This is a genomic window from Meridianimarinicoccus aquatilis (assembly GCF_004358675.1).
Taxonomy (GTDB): domain Bacteria; phylum Pseudomonadota; class Alphaproteobacteria; order Rhodobacterales; family Rhodobacteraceae; genus Meridianimarinicoccus; species Meridianimarinicoccus aquatilis.
In genome coordinates this window covers 54,147-75,809 of the sequence record NZ_SMZO01000013.1, presented here as the reverse complement: position 1 = coordinate 75,809, position 21,663 = coordinate 54,147, and the positions used below count along the sequence as shown (strand labels likewise).

At 58.2% G+C, this 21,663-nt stretch carries 22 protein-coding genes; 7 read left to right on the top strand and 15 right to left on the bottom strand.

Annotated elements, in window-relative coordinates; all coding sequences use genetic code 11:
* Position 1: 1 nt before the first annotated feature.
* The 3 genes from pufM (at position 2) to dxs (ending at position 4,262) form a co-directional block, all read left to right on the top strand.
* The gene (gene pufM, locus E2L05_RS07900; RefSeq protein ID WP_133342375.1) at positions 2-988 is read left to right on the top strand and encodes a photosynthetic reaction center subunit M; all 987 of its coding nucleotides are present in this window, start codon (positions 2-4) and stop codon (positions 986-988) included.
* Between the two features lies 1 nt (position 989).
* Positions 990-2,120 carry a photosynthetic reaction center cytochrome PufC gene (gene pufC, locus E2L05_RS07895; protein WP_133342374.1) on the top strand — a complete coding sequence of 377 codons (1,131 nt, stop codon included), beginning with the start codon at positions 990-992 and terminating at the stop codon, positions 2,118-2,120.
* A 216-nt stretch (positions 2,121-2,336) separates the two neighbouring features.
* Positions 2,337-4,262, top strand: a complete 1,926-nt coding sequence (gene dxs, locus E2L05_RS07890) for a 1-deoxy-D-xylulose-5-phosphate synthase (RefSeq protein WP_133342373.1) — start codon at positions 2,337-2,339, stop codon at positions 4,260-4,262.
* 7 nt (positions 4,263-4,269) lie between these two features.
* Here dxs and E2L05_RS07885 read toward each other — a convergent pair whose 3' ends face one another.
* The 8 genes from E2L05_RS07885 to guaA form a co-directional block, all read right to left on the bottom strand.
* A complete protein-coding gene (locus tag E2L05_RS07885) occupies positions 4,270-4,887 on the bottom strand; it encodes a TetR/AcrR family transcriptional regulator (RefSeq protein ID WP_133342372.1) in 618 nt (205 codons plus the stop codon).
* Complete coding sequence (gene ppk2, locus E2L05_RS07880; RefSeq protein WP_133342371.1) at positions 4,880-5,770, bottom strand: polyphosphate kinase 2; 891 nt, start codon at positions 5,768-5,770, stop codon at positions 4,880-4,882. Before ppk2 ends, E2L05_RS07885 begins: the two co-directional genes overlap by 8 nt.
* Before the next feature lie 27 nt (positions 5,771-5,797).
* Positions 5,798-6,766 (bottom strand): alpha/beta fold hydrolase, encoded by a 969-nt coding sequence (locus E2L05_RS07875; RefSeq protein WP_243721909.1) that lies wholly within the window; start codon positions 6,764-6,766, stop codon positions 5,798-5,800.
* The gene (gene metA / locus E2L05_RS07870) at positions 6,750-7,667 is read right to left on the bottom strand and encodes a homoserine O-acetyltransferase MetA (protein WP_133342369.1); all 918 of its coding nucleotides are present in this window, start codon (positions 7,665-7,667) and stop codon (positions 6,750-6,752) included. Before metA ends, E2L05_RS07875 begins: the two co-directional genes overlap by 17 nt.
* A gap of 45 nt (positions 7,668-7,712) precedes the next feature.
* Positions 7,713-8,573 carry an ATPase gene (locus E2L05_RS07865; RefSeq protein ID WP_133342368.1) on the bottom strand — a complete coding sequence of 287 codons (861 nt, stop codon included), beginning with the start codon at positions 8,571-8,573 and terminating at the stop codon, positions 7,713-7,715.
* Between the two features lie 553 nt (positions 8,574-9,126).
* Positions 9,127-10,269 carry an OmpP1/FadL family transporter gene (locus E2L05_RS07860; protein WP_133342367.1) on the bottom strand — a complete coding sequence of 381 codons (1,143 nt, stop codon included), beginning with the start codon at positions 10,267-10,269 and terminating at the stop codon, positions 9,127-9,129.
* A gap of 115 nt (positions 10,270-10,384) precedes the next feature.
* On the bottom strand, positions 10,385-11,278 hold the full coding sequence (locus E2L05_RS07855) for a DMT family transporter (RefSeq protein ID WP_133342366.1): 894 nt from the start codon (positions 11,276-11,278) through the stop codon (positions 10,385-10,387).
* 414 nt (positions 11,279-11,692) lie between these two features.
* Complete coding sequence (gene guaA / locus E2L05_RS07850) at positions 11,693-13,246, bottom strand: glutamine-hydrolyzing GMP synthase (RefSeq protein ID WP_133342365.1); 1,554 nt, start codon at positions 13,244-13,246, stop codon at positions 11,693-11,695.
* A gap of 169 nt (positions 13,247-13,415) precedes the next feature.
* Between guaA and E2L05_RS07845 the strand changes: the two genes are divergently transcribed.
* On the top strand, positions 13,416-14,957 hold the full coding sequence (locus tag E2L05_RS07845) for a trimethylamine methyltransferase family protein (protein ID WP_133342364.1): 1,542 nt from the start codon (positions 13,416-13,418) through the stop codon (positions 14,955-14,957).
* On the opposite strand, the gene E2L05_RS07840 is transcribed toward E2L05_RS07845, so the two are convergent.
* Complete coding sequence (locus E2L05_RS07840) at positions 14,912-15,247, bottom strand: DUF6477 family protein (RefSeq protein WP_176600804.1); 336 nt, start codon at positions 15,245-15,247, stop codon at positions 14,912-14,914. The genes E2L05_RS07845 and E2L05_RS07840 overlap by 46 nt on opposite strands.
* A gap of 239 nt (positions 15,248-15,486) precedes the next feature.
* On the opposite strand from E2L05_RS07840, the gene E2L05_RS07835 reads away from it, so the two are divergent.
* Positions 15,487-16,614, top strand: a complete 1,128-nt coding sequence (locus tag E2L05_RS07835) for a DUF6456 domain-containing protein (protein WP_133342396.1) — start codon at positions 15,487-15,489, stop codon at positions 16,612-16,614.
* Positions 16,615-16,620: 6 nt separating this feature from the next.
* Here E2L05_RS07835 and E2L05_RS07830 read toward each other — a convergent pair whose 3' ends face one another.
* Complete coding sequence (locus E2L05_RS07830; RefSeq protein ID WP_133342363.1) at positions 16,621-17,094, bottom strand: hypothetical protein; 474 nt, start codon at positions 17,092-17,094, stop codon at positions 16,621-16,623.
* 104 nt (positions 17,095-17,198) lie between these two features.
* Between E2L05_RS07830 and E2L05_RS07825 the strand changes: the two genes are divergently transcribed.
* The gene (locus E2L05_RS07825) at positions 17,199-17,627 is read left to right on the top strand and encodes a SufE family protein (protein ID WP_133342362.1); all 429 of its coding nucleotides are present in this window, start codon (positions 17,199-17,201) and stop codon (positions 17,625-17,627) included.
* Here the strand turns inward: E2L05_RS07825 and E2L05_RS07820 are convergent.
* The 5 genes from E2L05_RS07820 to E2L05_RS07805 form a co-directional block, all read right to left on the bottom strand.
* Complete coding sequence (locus E2L05_RS07820; RefSeq protein ID WP_133342361.1) at positions 17,624-18,262, bottom strand: DUF1638 domain-containing protein; 639 nt, start codon at positions 18,260-18,262, stop codon at positions 17,624-17,626. The genes E2L05_RS07825 and E2L05_RS07820 overlap by 4 nt on opposite strands.
* Positions 18,259-18,408: a hypothetical protein gene (locus E2L05_RS20725; protein WP_164686427.1), complete on the bottom strand. Its 150-nt coding sequence runs from the start codon at positions 18,406-18,408 to the stop codon at positions 18,259-18,261. Before E2L05_RS20725 ends, E2L05_RS07820 begins: the two co-directional genes overlap by 4 nt.
* Positions 18,409-18,462: 54 nt before the next feature.
* The gene (locus E2L05_RS07815; RefSeq protein WP_133342360.1) at positions 18,463-19,170 is read right to left on the bottom strand and encodes a corrinoid protein; all 708 of its coding nucleotides are present in this window, start codon (positions 19,168-19,170) and stop codon (positions 18,463-18,465) included.
* A 107-nt stretch (positions 19,171-19,277) separates the two neighbouring features.
* Positions 19,278-20,294, bottom strand: coding sequence for a betaine--homocysteine S-methyltransferase (gene bmt, locus E2L05_RS07810; RefSeq protein WP_133342359.1), 1,017 nt, complete (start codon positions 20,292-20,294; stop codon positions 19,278-19,280).
* A gap of 111 nt (positions 20,295-20,405) precedes the next feature.
* Positions 20,406-20,717: a DUF1476 domain-containing protein gene (locus tag E2L05_RS07805; protein WP_133342358.1), complete on the bottom strand. Its 312-nt coding sequence runs from the start codon at positions 20,715-20,717 to the stop codon at positions 20,406-20,408.
* A 170-nt stretch (positions 20,718-20,887) separates the two neighbouring features.
* Here E2L05_RS07805 and purC point away from each other — a divergent pair, with 170 nt between their 5' ends.
* Positions 20,888-21,649 carry a phosphoribosylaminoimidazolesuccinocarboxamide synthase gene (gene purC, locus E2L05_RS07800; protein ID WP_133342357.1) on the top strand — a complete coding sequence of 254 codons (762 nt, stop codon included), beginning with the start codon at positions 20,888-20,890 and terminating at the stop codon, positions 21,647-21,649.
* Positions 21,650-21,663: the final 14 nt, after the last annotated feature.

Below are 21,663 nucleotides of genomic sequence, written 5' to 3'. Positions count from 1 at the left end.
CATGCCTGACTATCAGAACATATTTACACAAGTTCAGGTGCGCGGCCCGGTCGAAATGGGAATGGCCACCGACTTCGATACCGCCAGTGAACGCGCGGGGAAGGGCGGCTTTTCCACCCTCGCAGGTTGGGTCGGAAACGCGCAGCTGGGGCCGATCTACCTTGGCTGGTTCGGGATCATCTCTTTGATCACAGGCACGTTGTGGTTCAACATCGTTGGTTTCAACATGCTGGCGCAAGTTGGCTGGTCGATCCCCGAATTTATCCGCCAACTGTTTTGGCTGGCTCTTGAGCCGCCCAGCCCGGAATACGGTTTGAAGATGCCGCCGCTAAACGATGGCGGCTGGTACATCATCTCAAGCTTCTTCTTGTTGATTTCGGTCATGTGCTGGTGGGCGCGAAGCTATCACCTGGCCATGCAGCACAAGATGGGCAAACATGTGGCTTGGGCGTTCGCCTCTGCGATCTGGCTGTTCCTCGTGCTGGGCCTGTTCCGTCCCATCCTGATGGGCTCCTGGTCCGAGGCGGTGCCTTATGGCATTTTCCCGCACCTTGATTGGACCACGGCCTTCTCGATCCGCTATGGCAACCTTTACTACAACCCATTCCACGCGCTTTCGATCGTGTTCCTTTATGGGTCGGTCCTGCTGTTTGCGATGCATGGGGCGACCATTCTGGCGGTTACCCGGTACGGCGGCGACCGTGAGCTTGAGCAGATCTATGATCGCGGCACCGCGTCTGAGCGTGCGGCCTTGTTCTGGCGCTGGACCATGGGCTTCAACGCCACGATGGAGGGCATTCACCGCTGGGCCTGGTGGTTCGCAGTCCTGACCCCAATTACCGGCGGTATCGGAATCCTGCTGACAGGCACTGTCGTCGACAACTGGTTCATCTGGGCTCAAGAGCATCACTTTGCGCCTATGTACGACGGATCATATGGCTACGCGGACTATGGCTCCTATGAAGCCTTCATCGGGAAGGGGAACTGATATGCTACCCAAGAATTGGATCCCCGAATGGTTCGATGACTGGACCGCAAAGAACCCGATCAACATCTTTGGTCCTGCCATTTGGATTGGCGGGGCCGGCGGGGCGATCTTTGTTGCGGCGATGCTCGTCAGTTGGGGCAACCCACTGGAAACAGAGAGCTTGCAAACCGGCCCGCGCGGCACTGGCATGTCGGTCACCAAACCGGTCGACGTGCTGGCAACCCCCGATCCTTCGGTGGCGGACTACTTCGGCGATCCGCCCTATGAGATTGCTGAAGACGAACCGCTCGCCAAGGACATCTATGAGAACGTGCAGGTGCTTGGCGATCTGAGCGAAGGAAACTTCACCCGGATCATGGCATCGATCACCCAATGGGTGGCCCCGGAAGAAGGCTGCGCCTACTGCCATGCTGGTGCCAATGAAGGCAACTATGCAGATGATGACCTTTACACAAAGGTTGTCGCCCGCAGCATGATCCAGATGACCCAGTCGATCAATGATGACTGGTATCCACATGTGAATGCCAACGCCGAAGTCGGGGTGAACTGCTATACCTGCCACCGCGGAGAGCATGTGCCATCGGATGTCTGGTTCCGGATCGCGCCTGTGAACGAAGGTGTTGCAGGATGGTCAGCAAATCAGAACCGCGCCACGGCACAAAGCCAAAGCACGTCTTTACCGTCTGACGCGCTTGAGAAGTATCTGCTCGAATATGAAAGCATCAAGGTTCACAGCCTTGAAGCCCATGTCAGCGAAAACCCGTCTGACGTCGGTGTCGCAACCTGGCAGAATACAGAACGTACGTTCTCGTTGATGAACTACTTCTCGAACTCGCTTGGTCGGAATTGCGTTTTCTGCCACAACTCGCGCGCCTTCTATGATGGCGGGCAAGTCACGCCGCAATGGGCCACGGCCTCACTCGGAATCCAGATGGTCCAAGAGATCAACAACGATTGGCTTGTTCCCCTGACCGACGTGTTTCCCGCAGAGCGGCTTGGTCCGGTCTATGACGATGTTGCCAAGGTTGCCTGCCGCACCTGCCACAAGGGGTATCAGCAGCCATTGCAGGGTCAGAACATGATCAGGGACTACCCGGAACTCGCGGCAAGCGGGCCCCCGGTTTACGAATAAGGCGGTGCGGCCTCCCACGGGCCGCGCCCCTTCGCCTGGTTCGGCGCCTCGTGCAGGGGGGCCGGACATTCGGGGCTCTGCCCCGGTTCCCTCCTGTGGCGACAGGACCGGCGCTGTGTCGGAGTAATTCCGCACAGCGCCATACGGAACCGGTCGCCCAGAAGGGCAGTGACGTTTCAAGGTTCATCCGTCTCACCTCCAGCCCGGAGCACAAGCATGACCCGTTCCAAGACACCGACGCTTGACCAAGTTGCAGGCCCGCCAGATTTGCGCGCTTTGTCCGACAGGCAGCTCAGGACTCTGGCAGATGAATTACGGGGCGAAGTGATCGATGCGGTCAGTCAAACGGGTGGGCATCTAGGGTCATCGCTTGGCGTGGTCGAATTGAGCGTCGCAATACACGCTGTATTCAACACGCCGATGGACAAGTTGATCTGGGATGTTGGGCACCAGTGTTATCCGCACAAGATTTTGACAGGGCGGCGGGACCGGATGGATACGTTGCGCCAGAAGGGCGGCTTGTCTGGTTTCACCAAGCGATCTGAAAGCACGTTTGACCCGTTCGGCGCGGCACATTCTTCAACGTCTATTTCAGCGGCGCTGGGGTTTGCTGTCGGGCGCGATATGGGCAAGCCAACGGGCGATGCCATCGCAGTCATTGGGGACGGCTCGATCAGCGCCGGCATGGCTTATGAGGCGCTGAACAATGCTGGCCATGAAGGCCGGCGCCTGTTCGTGATACTGAACGACAATGAGATGTCGATCGCGCCGCCGGTCGGGGCCATGTCATCGTATTTGTCGGGTCTTTATGCGAACGAACCGCTGGCCAAAATGCGCAGTCTTGCCGAGGGGTTTGAGGCCGCTCTACCCGCGCCGGTCCGCGACAGCGCCCGGCGGGCCCGCCAGATGGTCACGGGTCTGAACAGTCAGGGCACGCTCTTTGACGAGTTGGGCTTTGACTATGTGGGGCCTATCGACGGGCACGACATGGAACAGTTGTTGACGGTGCTGCGCGCCGTTCGGGGTCGCGCGACTGGCCCTGTGCTGATCCATTGCTGTACCGTAAAGGGCAAGGGGTATGCGCCTGCCGAAAGCTCTGCTGACAAGTATCACGGCGTGGCGAAATTCGATGTCGATACGGGAGCGCAGCAAAAATCAAAACCAAGCGCGCCCAGCTATACCGGTGTCTTTGGCAAGACGCTCACTGATGAGGCCGCGCGTGATCCGGATATCGTGGCGATCACGGCGGCGATGCCATCGGGCACGGGGTTGAACATTATGGCTGACCGGTTTCCAGCGCGGGTGTTTGATGTTGGAATTGCCGAGCAGCATGGCGTGACCTTTGCCGCGGGCATGGCCGCAGCGGGGCTAAAACCGTTTTGCGCGATCTACTCGACGTTTCTGCAACGCGCCTATGATCAGGTCGTGCACGACGTGGCTCTTCAGGGGCTTCCAGTGCGCTTTGCCATCGACCGGGCTGGTTTGGTGGGCGCAGATGGTGCGACCCATGCGGGCGCGTTTGACTTGTCCTATCTGTGTTCCTTACCGGGGTTCACAGTCATGGCAGCATCAGACGAAGCCGAATTGATGCATATGGTGGCAACCGCAGTCGCCCATGACAGCGGTCCTATCGCGTTTCGATATCCGCGCGGTAACGGAACGGGGGTTGCAATGCCCGACCGGGGTGAGGTGCTGGAGATTGGCAAGGGCCGCGTTGTCCGGCAGGGCCGCGACGTCGCCTTCCTGTCTTTGGGGGGGCATCTGACTGAAACGCTGGATGCCGCCGATCTTCTGGCGGCTGATGGGCTCAGCGCGACGGTTGCCGATGCACGCTTTGCCAAACCGCTCGACCGCGCGCTTGTGGCCGAACTTGCTTCGCAGCACGACGCGTTGGTGGTGATCGAAGAGGGCGCGCAGGGTGGTTTTGGGTCCATGGTGCTGCATGAGCTCGCCGCGTCCGGCGCACTGGATAACGGTATACGCGTCCGCTGCGTGCACTTGCCCGACCGTTTTATCGACCAAGCCAGCCCCGCCGAAATGTACGCTGACGCGGGCATGACCGCGCAGGACATAGCTGGGGCCGCACGCAGTGCACTTGGCCTGTCAGACAAGATTGTGAAACTGGGCAAGGCGGCAGGCTAAGCCGCCGTCATTCATCTGGCGGGATCAGGCCAAGACCGCGCAAATAGATGCCGACGCCCGTTTCCAGAAGATCCTCTGGCGGGTAGGGCGCTTGTGTGCCGGGGCTTCCCCGCGCAAAAAGTTCGACCACGCCATGCGATAGCGCCCAGATATGCGCGCTGACCATTGCGGCTGGGGGTCGTTTGGCCGGGGGAATGTGTTGCGCAAGCTCCATCGCGGCCCGCTCAAGAACGGCGCGGGAGCGCTCCGCCACGCGGGCAAGGTTCGGGTTGGCATTCACGGACACACCGCTTTCGAACATTGCCACGTAATGACCTGGGTATTTACGGGCGAAGGCGAGATAGGCTCTGCCCGTCGCCTCGAAGGCGGCCAATGCGGTGGGCTTGCCCGCGTCATAGGCAAATTCCATGAGGTCCGCGAAGATCTCGTACCCCTGCAAAGCCGCCTCGGCAATCAGGGCCTCTCGGCCATCAAAGTGGCGATAGACAGCGGCAGGCGTCACGCCTGCGTGCTTTGCGGCTTCGGACAGGGTGAAGCCGGTGGGCCCCCGCTGCGCGATCAGTTCCAGCGCGGCTTCGACCAAGGCTTGTCGCAGATTGCCGTGGTGGTACCCGCGTTTAGTCATCCCAAATATCCGGGCCGCCACATATCGCGGGGTCCGGTGTCTGAACGATCTTGTCGTTCCGCCCCTCATAGGGGATCGCAGATAAAACGGCGCGGATCGCTGCGATGCGGGCTCGCCGCTTGTCATCGGATTTGATGATCGTCCACGGCGCATGGTCCAAATGTGTCGCGTCAAAGGTTTCGCGGATCGCCACGGAATAGGCTTTCCAGCGGCGCAATCCGTCAACATCGATCTGGCTGAGTTTCCATTGTTTCAACGGGTCGGCCTCGCGGTCGAGAAACCGGCGCAACTGTTCGGCTTGCCCGACATTGAGCCAGATTTTCACCAGATGGATACCATCCTGCACCAGCGCGCGTTCAAACCCCGGTACTTGTTGAAAGAACAAGTCGCGCTCCGAAGTGGTGCAGAAATCGAATACACGTTCCACAACAGGTCGATTGTACCAAGACCGATCAAACAGGGCGATTTGGCCGGCTGTTGGCAACTGCGCGATGTAGCGTTGGAAATACCATTGCCCCATTTCTGTGGGGGTCGGCTTTGGCAGCGCGATGACACGGGCGACGCGCGGGTTCATGTTCTCGCGGAAGCGTTTTATCGTTCCACCCTTGCCGGCCGCGTCGCGCCCTTCGAAGACAACCACAACCCGGGCTCCGGTCTTCTGCACCCAATGTTGAAACCGGGCCAGTTCGATTTGAAGCTTGTATAACGTCTCTTCGTACTCGTCCTTGTCCATCCGCTCATCGTACGGGTAGGGCGGCATCAAGATCGCTTTGTGACTGTCGCCGATGGCCTTGCGCACAGATTCGGGGGCTTCGGTTTCGAAAAAACGCGTGATCGCGCCTTCGAACGGCAACTCGGCGGGGGCGTCATGTGTCTTGCTCATAAGATCAGTGCTAGCCGGAGCGGGGTGTCAACGCAATCCGGCACGCTCTGCTGTGCGGTCAATCGCGGCTTCGATCCGGTCGGGGACCGCATGTTGCGGCATGTGCCCAACCCCGTCCAGCACTGTCAGTTCCGCATTTGGCAGCAAAGTCGAGAGCGGACCGGAATGAACAACCAAAGGAACGATGTCGTCCGCGGTGCCATGGATCAATGCGACTGGCATGGTCAGCGACGGGTAGAGCGCGGACATTTCGACAACATAGGGACGCAACTGATTGACCTGTCGCGCATTCGCACGCAGCAACCCGCGCCGCAGGGCCATGGGCAAACCGAAGCCCTCCGGGTAGGTCTGGGGCATGGTCTGCGGGGTGAAGATGCCTGCCAGAACCTTGCGCGCATAGCTCATCGGCACCCACGCAGTGATGGCGGGGACAACCAAAGCTGACCCCAGCGTGCTGGAATTGATCTTGTAGCTTGCACTCAGTTCGCCGGGCCAAGGCATTGTTGCGCCTGCCAACAGGATGATGCCGGCAGTGTCCTGTGGTTGCTCAAGTGCCCACGCCATCGCGACAGAGCCGCCAAAGCTGTGGCCCAAGACAAGGGGGCGTGTCACCGATAGCTGCTTTGCCGCGGCTTGTAACAGCGCCGCTTGATCGCGCGGTGAACTGATGGGGTTTCCGGCGGCATCGAACGCGTCGGTGTATCCATGGCCAGGCCGATCAAAGGCGATCACCCGGTATCTGTCTGACAAGCGCTCAACCAGATCGAATGTGAAATCCCGCAAGCTTCCGCCAGCGCCATGTAGCAGAACGATATCCGGCCCGCTGCCTGAAACATGAACGTGGACTTGCACACCATCCACATCCAACAACTGGCCAGAGGGCGGATACGCCGCCTCTGCTGCCGCTTCACGCTGGCCGGCACGCCAATAGGTCAGCGCAACAGCGACCGCCAAAAGAACCAGAAAACCGAACATGACCTTAGCGACCAATGGCATCGATATCATATGGTGTGTGCTGATAAATTTCGTTGATCCAGTTGCCATATAGCAAATGCGCGTGGCTCCGCCAGCGATTGCGAGGCACGCGGGTTGGATCATCGTCGGGGTAGTAGTTACCGGGCACATTGATGGGTTTGGCGGCTGCCACATCCCGGTCGTATTCTTCTTTTAGCGTGCCGCTGTCATATTCGAAGTGATTGAAAATATAGAGCGCGCGGTGCGCGGGATCTTCCACCAGACAAGGGCCCGCTTCGCTGCCTGACAGCAACGTTCGCAGACCCGGCACCGTATCAATTTCGGATTGGCGCATCTCGGTCCAGCGCGACACGGGCACCACGAAATCATCGGAAAAACCGCGCAGATAGGGCGATGTCGGATCAATGATTTCGTGCCGGAAACAGCCGAACAATTTGTGGTCCAGCAGGTGTTTTTGAACCCGGTGGAAATGATGGATCATCGCCATGCCGCCCCAACAGACGCCAAAGGTGGACTGCACGTTGGTCTGGGTCCAATCCATAACTTCGCAAAGTTCGTCCCAATAGGTGACGTCTTCGAACGGAAGGTGCTCAATCGGCGCGCCGGTAATGATCAGCCCGTCGAACTTGCGGTGCTTGATCGCTTGGAAGGGGCGATAGAACTCCTCCATATGCGCTGCCGAGGTGTGTTTCGACTGATGCTCGGTCATGCGGATCAGGGTCAGATCGATTTGCAGCGGGGTCGCCCCGATCAGGCGCGCGAACTGCGTTTCGGTCTGGATCTTCTTTGGCATCAGGTTCAGCAGCCCAATTTGCAGCGGTCGAATGTCCTGCGCGCTGGCCTGCATATCCGACATGACCATCACGCCTTCGCTGGCGAGAACGTCATAGGCGGGCAGGTCTGCGGGGATCGTAATGGGCATTTGATTGGCCTTGTGTGCTGCGGAACAGAACAGATAACGCGCCGGTCAGTCAGTCTCAAGACTTTGGGCGACCAGTTCGATAAACCCTTCGGCATCGCGGATGCGCGTGACATCAGATGCGTCAATCGTGACGCCCCAGTTTTCAGCCATCGCCGCATAGCGGGGCTGCCGGTGTTCCATCGCTTGCGCATAGGTCCAGCGGACAAAATCATCCGGGTCGACCTCGGCTTCGCTCACGCCCTTTTCCGCAAGGTATTGCGACCACTTGGCGAGCAGAAAGTCAGGTTCGTAATACATCGGCTTTGGGGCGCGATCAAACCGGCGAACAAGCTCTGCGGTGTGCTCTTGCGTACCGCGGATCCACACCATCAGCGTTGCATCCGATAGGGCGGTTAAGACCGGGTCCGAAGGATTGTTGGGATCAACGACTTCGCAGATTGACCCACCGCTGTCGCAGATAAAGCTGCCATACCCGTAAATGTCCGCCGCCCGTTCGATGAATTGCGGGGTGTCGAGCAGTGCCGCAATTTCAGCGGCGCGGTGTTGTTCCTGACGCCGCATGTATTCGTCGAAGGGAAGCCCGCCCAGGTCGGGATTGCCGGGTTTTCCCAAGTAGGTGGAGAGCGGGGCGAGGTTTTCAAAGGTGATGTTCGACGCGATATAAATTGAATCGCTGCGCAGCAGATCGCGCAGGAATGGGTTGCGCATCGCTTCGCGTTTGAAGTTGTCAACGATGTGATCGCCCATGTAACGGGTGCCGATGCGGTAGTCGATCGAGTAGTGAAACCACCCGCCAGATCCACGCAGCATATTGGAAACGTACGTCTTTCCAAGCCCGGACATACCGAACAGCAGTATCTTGCGATCAGTCATGTTGCGCCACTCATCGGCGGTGGGTCGTGCCATAGTCTGCCCCTGCTCTGTGTTGCGAAAGCCCTAGCAGGGCAGGGGCAGCAGGCTCAACCAAAAGCATGCAATGTCGTCGTATTCATGCCTGAGGCGGCGAAGCTGCGCCCCTTTTTCATCCAAGCTGTGATGACAGGCGCAGTCGAGCGAACGATAACAGGCTTATCGCGGGGCGACCCCGATGCCGCGATCATCTGTGATGAAACATTTCTTGTTCAGGTGCGCGGTCATTTTTTCCTGTCGGTGGCAATCATGTCCCGACCAGAAAGAGTCAAACGCCAGTATATAGTGTGGTTACCGGCAAAATGGTCTTGTTATCGGTCACGTGGGTATGACGTTGATCACGGCCTATCTGCTTGCCGCATTTCAGAGTCCCTTCAATCTGGACGGTGATCTGCGTTTGGCGGCGGCGGACTAGGCAGTCAACCTTGTGCTTTTTTTGGCATTTTGCACGTGACTGGCGTGCCCCGGCGTACCTTGGATTGAAACAAAAGACGCTCTCGCAGGGCTCTGCGAGAGCGTAGAATTTGGGCCGCTGTATGTGTGCCGAAGCTTAGAAGTAGTACCCCAGTTTCAGCCCGACCGAGACCGCATTGTTGTTGGAGAAATCGGCGCGCGCCGTATCCGGGGTGCCGGTCTCTGGCCTGGCATCGCCCAGCCAATTATAGCGAACACCGCCCGAGATTTCAGCGTTTCCGACGCGATAAGCCCCGCCCAGAGTCACGGCTGTCAAACCGTTGGTTGGCGCAAGCGGTGAAACGAGATCGTCGCTTCCGCCATCTTCATAGATGATCGATGCAGAGGCGCTGAAGGCTTCGGTGAAGCGGCGACCAAGACCAACCTGAAACGTGGTGCTGTCGTCAAGCGACACAAGCCCGCTGCCGGTCAACCCTTCAAAGCGTTGTGGCGCGATCTTGAATTCAGACCATTCCGCCCAGCGGATCGACCCGAACAGCAGCGTGTCTTCGGCGATGCCGGTCTGCAAATCGATGTTCACCGATTGGGGGGTGTCCACATCGGTCGCTTCACTGGCACCGATAGACCGACCATTGAGTGTTTCGGTGGTCGCAAAATCATGCCGGATCTTGGAGTTATAGGTCACCGCGACCCGAAATGCGATTTCTGGGATTTCATAGGCGCCGCCGATCAGGTAGCCATATCCGACATTCTCGGAAAGGCGCACTTCGTACCCGCTCACCCGGCCATAGGCGAGGCCACCCAAGGTGATTGTGCCGTCCGCCGTATCGCGTCGTACACCGGCGTGAAAGCTGACGTTTTCGTTCAGCTTGAAACGCCCGATAAGAGCCAGCGCATAGGTATTGGCGTTGGCCGAGGTGCCGCCAAGGTTTGTACGTCTGGGGTCGCCACCATACGCGATGTCCGATCCAAAGTCTTCTTGTCCTGTAAAGGCAACTGAAAACCGGTCGCTGATATCGTGCTTGAAGCCAAAGCCAAAGCTGTTGAAATCATCCGCTACGCTGTCATAGCTTGCGCCCGAATTGAATGTCCCGCGCGGCGTCGCCAGTGGCAGATCGTTCCCGCTGACGCTGGGCATTGTCGAAGAAAACGAGACTTCGCCATACGTGCCGGGCTTATAAATGATGTCTGCTTTCTGGCCTACACGGTCGATACCGCCTGCATAGGCAGTAGATGTGGCCGTTGCGGCAAGGACCGCAACCGTTGCTAGTTTCTTCATGGTTCTCCCCCTCGGAACTTTAACCAGTTCCCCTGTCCTTGCATAAATAGCCAAGTAATTTATCGTCAACTTGGAACGCGGCGTCATAGAATTTTGTTACGTAGCGTTGTGCCAGTCACACCTGTTTCGATTGCCGTGGTTTCCACAGGTTCATCAGGTTCGCCGCAAGAATGATGGTGCTGCCAACCAAAACAAAGGGATCAAGAGGTTCAAAGTACAAAAGCGCACCTACAATCGCCATTGTGGGCAGACGCAAAAATTCCATTGGCATGACAAGTGACGCAGGTGCAAGCGACAGGGCCGTGGTCAGGCAATAATGCCCGGCCAGTCCTGCAATGCCGACAATGATCACAAAGGGCAGCGCTTCGGCAGAGGGCAGGGCGATGACACCATCATACCCTGCCATCCCCAACCCCATGACGGCCTGCATGGCCGTCAGCCAGAACATCACACACAGGGTCGTCTGGTCCTCGGTCAGTTTGCGCGTGCAAAGCGCCGCGCCGGCAAATCCAAAGGCGCACATCAAAGCGGCGGTCGTCCCGGCGTTGATCGGCATGATCCCTGGCCGGACGACTAAAAGGATACCTGTGAAACCCAACAATACAGACAGAACCCGCCGTGCCGTGATCTGTTCTCCCAGCACAAATGGCGCGGCTAAGGCGACCCAGACTGGGTAGGAAAATTCAAGGACGGCCACCTGTGCCAAAGGGATCACGGTCAGCGCGTAAAGCCACAGATTTTGGCCCGAAAAGTGGCACACGTTGCGCAGCAGGTGCAGGCCCAGTCGGTTGGTTCGAATGTCGGCCTGTCGTTTGCGGGCAACGATTATGGACACTACGATCAGGACGCCAATCAACGACCGGTAAGTCATGATTTCAAATGTATCAAGCGTGCGACCGGCTTCGCGACCGGCGACGCTCATCGATGTGAAAGACACCAAAGTTCCGAGAGCCCAAAGAGCGGCGATCAGAGGTTTATAAGGGCGCAGGTTGGTGGGGTGCTCGGACATGTCACTGCGGTGACCTTTTCCGAAGCTGGTGTCAATTCGCTGCGTATCTAGATTCCGCCGACAGTCTTACAAGTACAACGTGAGAGCCCGAAGAGCTACCAAGCCAGAAACGCCCATCAATGAAAAGAAAGCTATGAACTTGTAAAAACTGATGGTTTTTACAATGGGTTTTTCTTGAAAACACTTGCCGCAGCGTTCGCCGGCAATCCGCATTTTGTGACCACACGCACCGCAACTAAAAAACCGCATTCCAGTTTTCCTCATTTGGGATACTGGTTAACGTATAGTTAACTTTCACTCCGTGCGCAAAGGTTACTGGACCAGATCAAGCCGACGAAGACGTGATTGCAAGGCATTGCCCGGTCTTGACGCTGCGCTGCCGCATTTTGCGGCGCGCAGTGCTAAATTCCAGGCTTATTCCCACTCAATAGTTCCGGGGGGTTTGCTGGTGATGTCGTATGTCACGCGGTTGATTCCCGGCACTTCGTTGATGATTCGCGTTGCCGTTTCCCCCAAAAACTCATGGCTAAAGGGGTAATAATCGGCTGTCATTCCGTCGACCGACGTCACCGCGCGCAGCGCGCAGGCGAAGTCATACGTGCGCCCATCGCCCATCACACCAACGGTGCGAACAGGCAGGATCGCCACAAATGCCTGCCAAATCTCGTCATAAAGCCCATGTTTGCGGATTTGATCGAGATACACTGCATCGGCTTTGCGCAAGATGTTCAACTTCTCACGCGTAATCTCGCCCGGACACCGGATCGCAAGACCAGGACCGGGGAAAGGATGGCGGCCGATGAAGCTATTGGGCAGACCCAATTCACGCCCAAGGTCGCGCACTTCGTCTTTGAACAGCTCGCGCAGGGGTTCGACAAGCTTCAAGCCCATCTTTTCCGGCAGGCCGCCCACATTGTGGTGGGATTTGATCGTAACTGACGGGCCGCCCGAAAAGCTAACCGATTCGATCACGTCAGGGTACAGGGTGCCCTGCGCGAGGAACTTTGCACCGCCGACCTCGCCAGCGTGTTTCTGGAACACGTCGATGAACAGTCGCCCGATGGTCTTGCGCTTGGTCTCTGGGTCGCTTTCGCCATCAAGTGCGGACAGGAATAACTCGGTCTCGTCCGCATGTATCAACGGAATGTTGTAATTGTCGCGGAACATGGTCAGAACCTCGTCCGCTTCGCCCATGCGCAGCAGGCCGTGATCTACGAAAACACAGGTCAGTTGATCCCCGATTGCTTCGTGTATCAGAACGGCAGCGACAGAGCTGTCTACGCCACCGGACAGGCCGCAGATCACTTTGGCGTCGCCCACCTGTTCGCGAATTTTGGCAATGGCTTCTGCTCGGTAAGCACCCATTGTCCAGTCGCCCTTGAACCCCGCAAGTTTCACGAAAGCTGCATAAAACTGCTTGCCGCGTGGGGTGTGGTGCACTTCGGGGTGGAATTGAACAGCATAAAAATGCCGGTCTGGGTCAGCAGTGATGGCGCAAGGGGCGTTCGGCGATGTGCCATAGACCCGAAAGCCGGGGGCCAAAGTCTTGACGTTGTCGCCATGGCTCATCCAGACTTGTTCACGGCCGCCATCGAACCAACCTTCCAACAGGTCGAGGGGTTCATCAGTTGGCGTAACGAATGCTCGGCCAAATTCCGCTGTCCCAGGAGCGCGGGCTACTTCGCCGCCGAGCTGGGTCATCATCACTTGTTGACCGTAACAGATGCCCAAAACGGGCACGCCCAACTCGAACACGGCTTGCGGTGCTCGCGGGCTATTTTCGTCAAGCACACTGGCAGGGCCGCCAGACAGGACGATGGCCTTTGGCGCGAGATCGCGCAGCAAAGCTTCGTCCACCGTGTTGAACGGATGGATTTCGCAATAGACGTTCAGCTCGCGAAGGCGCCGCGCAATCAGCTGCGTGACCTGGCTGCCGAAGTCGATGATGAGGAGGCGGTCGTGGTGCATGGGGATGTTCATAGGCGCGGATTAGGGCCAACCCGCCTTCTGTTCAAGCCGCATCACGTCGCAAATGTCGCTTTGGGCCGCGAAGGGGCGTAAACCGGCCCTGCGTGCATGCCACTTCGGCTGATAGGCTGAAATAAACAACCGACCAGCAAACAGAGGTATTCGAGCCATGGCGGACGGAGCAAGACGGCGGCGCGCCGGGGGCGGGGGCGCAGCACGGCGCGCGGAACGCACGGCAGTTGTAAGGAACACGGCGAAGGTCATCGACCGCTTGATCCCGACGCTGGACTTGCTGGACGAAGAGGCGCTTGAACGAATCGAAGACGCGGCCGAATTGGTTCTGGAAGAGATTGGTGTCAATTTCGTCGATAACCCCGCCGCGCTTCAACGGTGGCGTGATGCGGGCGCGGATGTGCAAGGAGAGAGAGTGCACTTTCCACGGGGGCTGACCCGCACGCTTTGCGCCACAGCCCCGCGCGAGTTTACCCAGCTGGCTCGAAATCCAGACAAGTCTGTCGTGATCGGGGGCGACCGGCTGGTGTTGGCGCCGGTTTATGGCCCGCCATTCGTCTTGGATCTGGACGGCAAGCGCCGCTACGCGACGATTTCAGATTTCCATGACTTCGTGAAGCTGGGGCAGATGACGCCTTGGTTGCATCACTCGGGTGGCACGGTGTGTGAGCCGACGGATATTCCGGCGAACAAGCGGCACCTTGATATGCTGCTGGCCCACATGACCCTGTCCGACAAACCTTTCATGGGATCGGTGACAGAACCCGAGCGAGCACTGCACAGCGTTGAGATGTGTGAGATTCTGTTCGGTGCGGATACCGTGGCGCAAAACACTGTGATGACGTCCTTGGTGAACATCAACTCGCCCCTGACATTCGACAGTACGATGATGGGAGCGCTTGAAACCTATGCCGCGGCGGGTCAGGCTTCGATTGTGTCGCCTTTTATCGTTGGCGGGGCCATGTCGCCAGTAACGGTGGCAGGGACACTGGTGCAAGTTCTGGCTGAAGTTCAAGTTGCGATCGCCTATAGCCAACTGATCCGGCCAGGTGCGCCCGTCATTTTCGGCGCATTCGTGACCTCAATTGACATGAATTCAGGCGCGCCGATTTTTGGAACTCCAGAAGCATCGCAAGTCATTTATGGGGCAGGGCAACTGGCACGGCGCTTGGCAGTTCCGTTTCGGTCAGGGGGCAGCTTCACAGGGTCGAAATTGCCTGATGCGCAAGCGGGATACGAGACTGCCAATTCGCTGAACACGGCGCTTTTGGCCGGAGTCAATTTCATGCTTCATGCATGCGGGTGGCTGGAAGGCGGGCTTGTTGCTTCGCCCGAAAAGTTCGTCATGGACGCCGACCAATTGGGGGCTTTGCATCGTCTGGCCCAAAAGCCAGCGATGGACGACGTGGCGCTTGCGCTTGATGCGATCCGCGAAGTTGGGCCCGGGGGGCACTTTCTGGGCTGCGCGCATACGCAGGCGCATTTCAAAACAGCGTTCTGGCGGAGCGGTGTTCTGGACTATCGACCCTTTGAGACGTGGGAAGACGCCGGCGCGCCGGATACCAGAACGCTTGCGAACGCAAAAGCGCGTCAAATGCTGGCGGACTATCAGCCGCCAGATTTGGACCCAGCCATCCGCGAGGCGCTGGACGCTTACATCACCAAGCGCAAAGCCGAGGTTGCCGACGCGTTTGCCTGAGCTGGCCGTGCACGGCTGCCCAAGTAGCCACCCTCTGCAATGAGCGCAGCAAGGACCGTGATATGGCGCGCGACGCTGTACCCGGCAATGCGGGTGCGGCGTGCTTCGTCCAATTCTCGTTCAAGGATCAGTAACTTTATCACGGCCTCGCCGTGGCCAGTTGGCGTGTTTGCTTTCAGCAATCTGCGAAGCACGCGGTCACGCTGATAGCCTTGCGCCGCGTGTCGTGCCGCTGTGACCAGAAGCGTTGGGCGTGTCAATGATTTCAGCAGGTTAAGAGGGTCGTTCATGGCAGTCTCCTGATGCGAACATGCCATGAGAGTGCTGCTCAACCACAGGGTGTTGCGCGTTCTTCGATCAACCGGTCGGACGTCTCACCAAGATTTAGGCATTATAAACAATGCTTAAGAAAGCGTCCAATTTTAATAAACCTGAAACGAGAGTCGATTCAGGTTTTGTCATGCCCTTCGGTGGGATCGCCGTGAACCGGGGGGCAAGCTTGGGAGAAAGATGAGTGACGAAACTGGCGATGGTGTCACCAGGATCGGTCCAGCCATCGGAATGGGTTCCAGAGGCCGCAGTACATTACTTGTGCCACACGGAACTTGGCCGGTCGATCCGAGAGATTGCGCGGGAGACCGGCTACCATGCTTCGACCGTGATGCGCCGGGTCCGGCGGTGCGAAAACCGCCGCGACGATCCGCTTGTTGACGGAGCCTTCGACAGGCTCAGTGCTATTGGCGCCAGGCGCGCCGCGAATTGTGAGAAGATCAAGGAGTTTCGAAAGATGACCGCAACCATTCAGGCGCAATTTGCCGCCGACAAGACAACCGATTTGTCCGAATCTGCGTTTCGTGTGTTGCGCAGGCTCGCCGAAACCGGGGCTGTCTTGGCGGTAGCACAAGATATGGAAAAGGCCGTTGTGGTCCGCGAACTTCCCGGTGGGCGAAGCGCGCAAACGACTATCGTTGATCGCCAGATCGCGGAAGTGATGGCGCTGAATGAATGGATTTCCGCCAAGGTCACCGGGCGGGTTTCGCGATATTCCATCACCGGCCTTGGGCGTGCCGCGCTGAAGCGCATGATCGAAGAGCAAAGCACGGGAAAAAACAAGTCTGCTGATGGCATGTGTGAAGAAGCTCAGCCATTTGCCGCGCAGCACCGCGAATGGGATACGCGGCGGGGCCGGGACGGCGAAGGTAGCCGTAAGGCAAGATACAATATCGCGGAATCGCCCCTGAGTGCGCTGGCGCGCCGCCGTGACAAAGAAGGAAACCAATTCCTTGCGGATGATCTTGTGGCGGCAGGCGAGCGCCTGCGCGAGGATTTCGAATTGTCGCAGATGGGGCCGAGGGTCACCCAAAACTGGGACAGCTTCATGACTGGCCCGCAATGCGGCGGCTCAGGAAGCGGCGCTGGGCGCTCGACCTCATCGCAGGCCGCCCGAGACCGGGTTCATGCTGCATTGGCCGATCTGGGGCCGGGCCTTGGCGATGTCGCGCTGCGCTGTTGCTGTTTTCTGGAAGGAATTGAAACGACCGAGAAGACCATGGGGTGGTCCGCGCGGTCAGGAAAGATTGTTTTGCGGATCGCTTTGCAGCGGCTCAAGCGGCATTACTCCGAAACTGGCGGTCAGCACATGTCCATGATCGGTTGAGGCATGTTACCGGCGCGCGGTTCGACTTCCCTGCGCGCCGACAATGATGATCTGGCGCAGTTCATTCAATTCTGTGTCAGGGATAAATACCGCTGCATCCACTTGCCGACTGGTCGCGGTGCCAACTGTGGCTGGGATCGGGTTTCCAGAAACGTCCACAGGTGGGCGACCGACAAAGCGATAACGCCGTGTTCCATTTGGCACATCGTCGCTACGGTCGCGCGCGAGCCCCACATCCCAATAGCCTTGTGTCGGCGGCAGCCCGGTTGCCCGTACGATCAAGCCGCCGGGTGTTCGCGACAAAGATATTGCTGTGACGCTGTCCACAAGAGTTCGAGAATCGATGCGAGCTTCAATGTAGCCGCCTTCGGGTTCCAGCGTGTTTGGGTCAGCGCGCTTGAAAAGTCCGCCGGAACAGCCCGCAAGGGCGAGTGCGAGGATCGGAGCAAACCGCAATGGATGTTTGAACAGCATTTTCATGAAAGTCGGTTAGCCCAAACGCGGCGACTTGGAAAGTCTTGCCGGGACTGGACGCGGCGGTCATGTCGTCTTACCTCAGCAGTCAGCGAAGGAGACGCAGACAGATGGCTACCGAAAGCTTCGAAGATATCGCCGACACATTCGAGTTTCTCGACGATTGGGAAGACCGCTATCGCCATGTCATTGAACTTGGCAAGGCGATGCCGCCCTTGGATGAGGCCTTTCGCGTGCCCGCCACCAAGGTGGACGGTTGCGCGAGCCAAGTCTGGATCATGCCTCAGATCAATGGCAGTGGTCCGCAGGCCCAATTTGATTTTCAAGGTGAAAGTGACGCGATGATCGTGCGTGGATTGATCGCAATTTTGCATGCGCTGTATTCAGGGCTGACCGTTGAAGAGGTTCTTAGGGTAGATGCCGGCGGGGCTTTGGCGCGCCTGGGTCTCAACGATCATCTGTCAGCGCAGCGATCCAATGGTCTGCGGGCGATGGTCGAACGAATCCGTAAACTCGCCGGAGAGACCGCGGCCGCCTAAGATGTACCAAGCCAGCTTGGCAGATCGCCATAGCCTGTGCTGCGCCGCTCATATGCCAAACCGAGCCGAGTGGCGCACTCGTGGGCTATGTCATCAAGCAGCGGGTCTTCCGTCTGCGCCATATAGACCAATTTGGTGTAGTGGCCGAAATAGGTGTCGCGCAATTGCGGGTGGCGGTCGAGGCCAAGGGGCTGCCACACGAAAGCGTCGAACTGCCGGACAAGAAAATCTGTCAGATAGAATGCCGTGATTTCGTCGTCATGGGCCGCAAAGCGCGCTGACCCTTCGAAAAAGGCGTAGCAGTGAGGCGCGTCGATCATGGTCACTTCAAGACGCTTGCAAAGGGCCGCCAACTGACCGCCAGTGCCACAATCACCATAAGCCACAACGATCTTACCATAAGCGCCCCGGTGCTTTAGAACCGCGGCTTCGACCGCTGCAGGGATCTGTTCAGGGCGGTTGTGAAGCTTGGCGGGAAGGCAAGTCAGATCAAGATGTGTCCAGCCATTCTGATTGACGATATGCAAAATTTCGCGGGCCAGTGCACCGCATGCGATGACCAGCACAGAGGCACCGGGCTGAGACGGCGGATGCCCCAGTTCCGTCAGTGTGTGGCCGTCTTGCGGGCTTGTCACGGTCGCCTGCGCAGACTGTAGGCCGCGATCAGCAGAACGGGCACCAGCAGCGCGGCGGGCAATCCAACCGTGGCGAATACCGCGACGGTTGCCGCCGCAGCGACCAAAACAGCACCGATCAGACCTAGAAAAAGTGGCAATGGCATGGACTCTCCTTACCCGACAAAGTTGGGGAGCCTGTCCGCGCGGATCAAGCCCGGTCAGTCCGCGTGAGTTACCTGGTTGTGTTTGCGTGCCATGAAGGTCTTCGCGGTTTCGACCGCCACGGCCGCATCCCTGCAATACGCATCTGCACCAATGGCGCGCCCGAATTCTTCGTTCAAAGGGGCCCCGCCCACAAGGACGATATAATCGTCACGGATGCCCTTTTCGGCCATCGTATCGATCACGACCTTCATATAGGGCATCGTGGTCGTCAGCAGTGCGGACATTCCAAGAATGTCTGGCTGTTCGGTTTCCAACGCATCAAGGTATTTTTCGACGGCGTTGTTGATGCCGATATCCACGACTTCGAACCCGGCCCCTTCCATCATCATCGACACGAGGTTTTTGCCGATGTCATGGATGTCGCCTTTTACCGTGCCGATGACCATTTTCCCGACACGCGGCGCCCCTGTTTCAGCCAGAAGTGGCTTGAGAATAGCCATGCCGCCCTTCATCGCATTGGCGGCAAGCAGCACTTCTGGGACGAACAGAATGCCGTCCCTGAAGTCTTTGCCAACAATGGTCATGCCTCCGACCAGTGCTTCGGTCAGAATGCGATAGGGTTCCCAACCGCGGGACAGAAGAATGTTTACCGCCTCTTCGATCTCTTCGCGAAGACCGTCGTAAAGATCGTCGAACATCTGGGGGACAAGTTCGTCATCTGGCAGATCGGCCAGGATCAGATCGTCTTCTTCATCGCTCATGCCTGTGCCCTTTGCCCGAAGAAAATGGAAACCATTTCTATTTATCAGGCGACGAGGCGCGACAGGACTGTGCGATTTGCGACTTAAAGCGACGCGCCAGCGACGTATCAGACGGAATTGCGTCTGCGCCGCCGTGGGCGAGGTGACTCTGTTGGGCCATCAAGCCCGTCGGTCGTCGAGGAAAACCCGCCAAGCGCAGTTGCAATGTCGTCCAAGCTGGGGCGCATGCCTGCGTCGTGGCTGTCGATCATCGCCCGCATGGCGCGCAAATGTTCGGGTGTGGTTCCACAGCATCCGCCGATGATTCGCGCGCCGCAGTCCATTGCCAGTCGCGCATATTCCGCCATCAGCAACGGTGTGCCGTCGTAGTGGATATGCCCATCTACATATTTTGGAATACCGGCATTGCCCTTCGCGATGATAGGACGTTCCGTGCCTTGTGCCGCAAGGCCAAGGACAGTGCGCAAGAGATCAGACGCGCCCACGCCGCAATTGGCCCCATAAGCCAGCGGGGGGTGGGCCAGCCCTTCGACAAGAGTGACCATGTCAGCGGCGGTCAATCCCATCATGGTCCGGCCGGCCGTGTCGAAACTCATTGTGCCGCACCATGGCATTCCGGCAAGCCGTGCGGCTTCTGCGGCGGCGCGATATTCGTCAGCGGCGGAAATCGTCTCCACCCACAAGAAGTCAGCTCCGCCAGCCCTTAAACCTTCGGCTTGCTCATGAAATATCTCGGTTGCCTGCGACAAGGTGAGTGTGCCCATTGGTGCCATGATTTCGCCGGTCGGGCCCATGGACCCTGCGACGATGATCTCGCGACCAGACCGGTCTGCGACCTCGCGGCCAAGTTCTGCCGCAATTCGGGACAAATCGAACGCGCGGTTCCCCGCATCGTGCAGCCTGAGCCGTGATGCGTTTGATCCAAAGCTGTTGGTCAGAAAAAGATCGGATCCTGCCTCTACCGCACCGCGGTACAAAGCGCGGATCTTGTCCGGTTCCTGTTCATTCCAAAGCTCAGGTGCATCACCGGATTCAAGGCCCATGTTGAACAGATTGGTCCCCGTCGCCCCATCAGCCAGCAAAGCCGGGGTTTCGGACAGACGTCGCGACAGCAAGTCGGTCATGTCGGCTTCCTTGCCTGCGGGGTACAGCCTGCACGCGGCTGCCCTGCGATGGTGTGTGGACTGCGCCGGGGGCCACTCTGACGCGAATGCCCCCCGAGAATTGCAAAGGGCTTATTCGTCTGCGAGTTGCGCCTTGGCGACGGTCAGCATCTCTTCCATCTTGGCGCGGATAGTTGCCTCATCGGCCTTATCGCCAAGATCGCCGACAAGCTTGCGCACAACGTCATCATGACCGGCTTCTTCGAAATCCGATTTTACGACCTCAGCGGCATATGCATCGGCATCGCCGCCGGTTTTGCCAAGAAGCTCTGCCGCCCAAAGGCCGGTGAGCTTGTTGCGACGGGCCAAGGCGCGGAACTGCATTTCCTCGTCATGGGCGAATTTGTTCTCGAACGCGTTTTCGCGATCCTTGAAGGTGTTCATTGCCGTACTCCTCTACATCTGGGGCCGTTAGGCGCGTGCCGGTTATGAGGGTTGTGGGCGGTTCGGGCAAGGGCCTAGGCGGGGCTGTTCTTGCGACACTTGATCCGTTGCCGTATACGCGCGAAATCCACAGTGCGCCGCCGCGCACGCTTTGCCAGAACGGAGACACCATGGCACGCCGCAAAAAAATTTACGAAGGCAAGGCCAAGATCCTCTATGAAGGTCCGGAACCCGGCACTTTGGTTCAGTATTTCAAAGACGATGCCACAGCGTTTAACGCGCAAAAGCACGACGTGATCGAAGGCAAGGGTGTGCTGAACAACCGGCTGTCCGAGTTTTTCATGGCCGGTCTCAACGATATCGGGGTTCCCACCCATTTCATTCGCCGCATCAATATGCGCGAGCAGTTGATCCGGCAGGTGGAAATCATCCCGCTTGAAGTGGTGGTGCGTAACCGTGCCGCAGGGTCCATGAGCAAGCGTCTGGGCATCCCAGAGGGCCAGGTTTTGCCGCGCCCGGTGGTCGAATTCTATTACAAGGACGACAAGCTGGGCGACCCGCTGGTCACGGAAGAGCACATCGCAGCCTTCGGGTGGGCAGGTCAGCAGGACATGGATGACATGGTCGCGCTTGCATTGCGGGTGAACGATTTCCTGTCGGGTGTGTTCATGGGGGTGGGTATCCGCCTTGTGGACTTCAAGATCGAAATTGGCCGCGTGTGGGACAATGATTTCCACCGGTTGATCATTGCCGATGAAATCAGCCCTGACAGTTGCCGTCTGTGGGACATCGAAACTGGCCAGAAACTGGACAAAGACGTGTTTCGTCAGGATCTGGGCAACCTTGCAGATGCTTATACCGAACTCGCGCGGCGCCTTGGAGTGTTGCCAAAGAACGCGCAGCCGATCACACGGCCAACGCTGATTAACTGAAAGGAAGGGCGCGC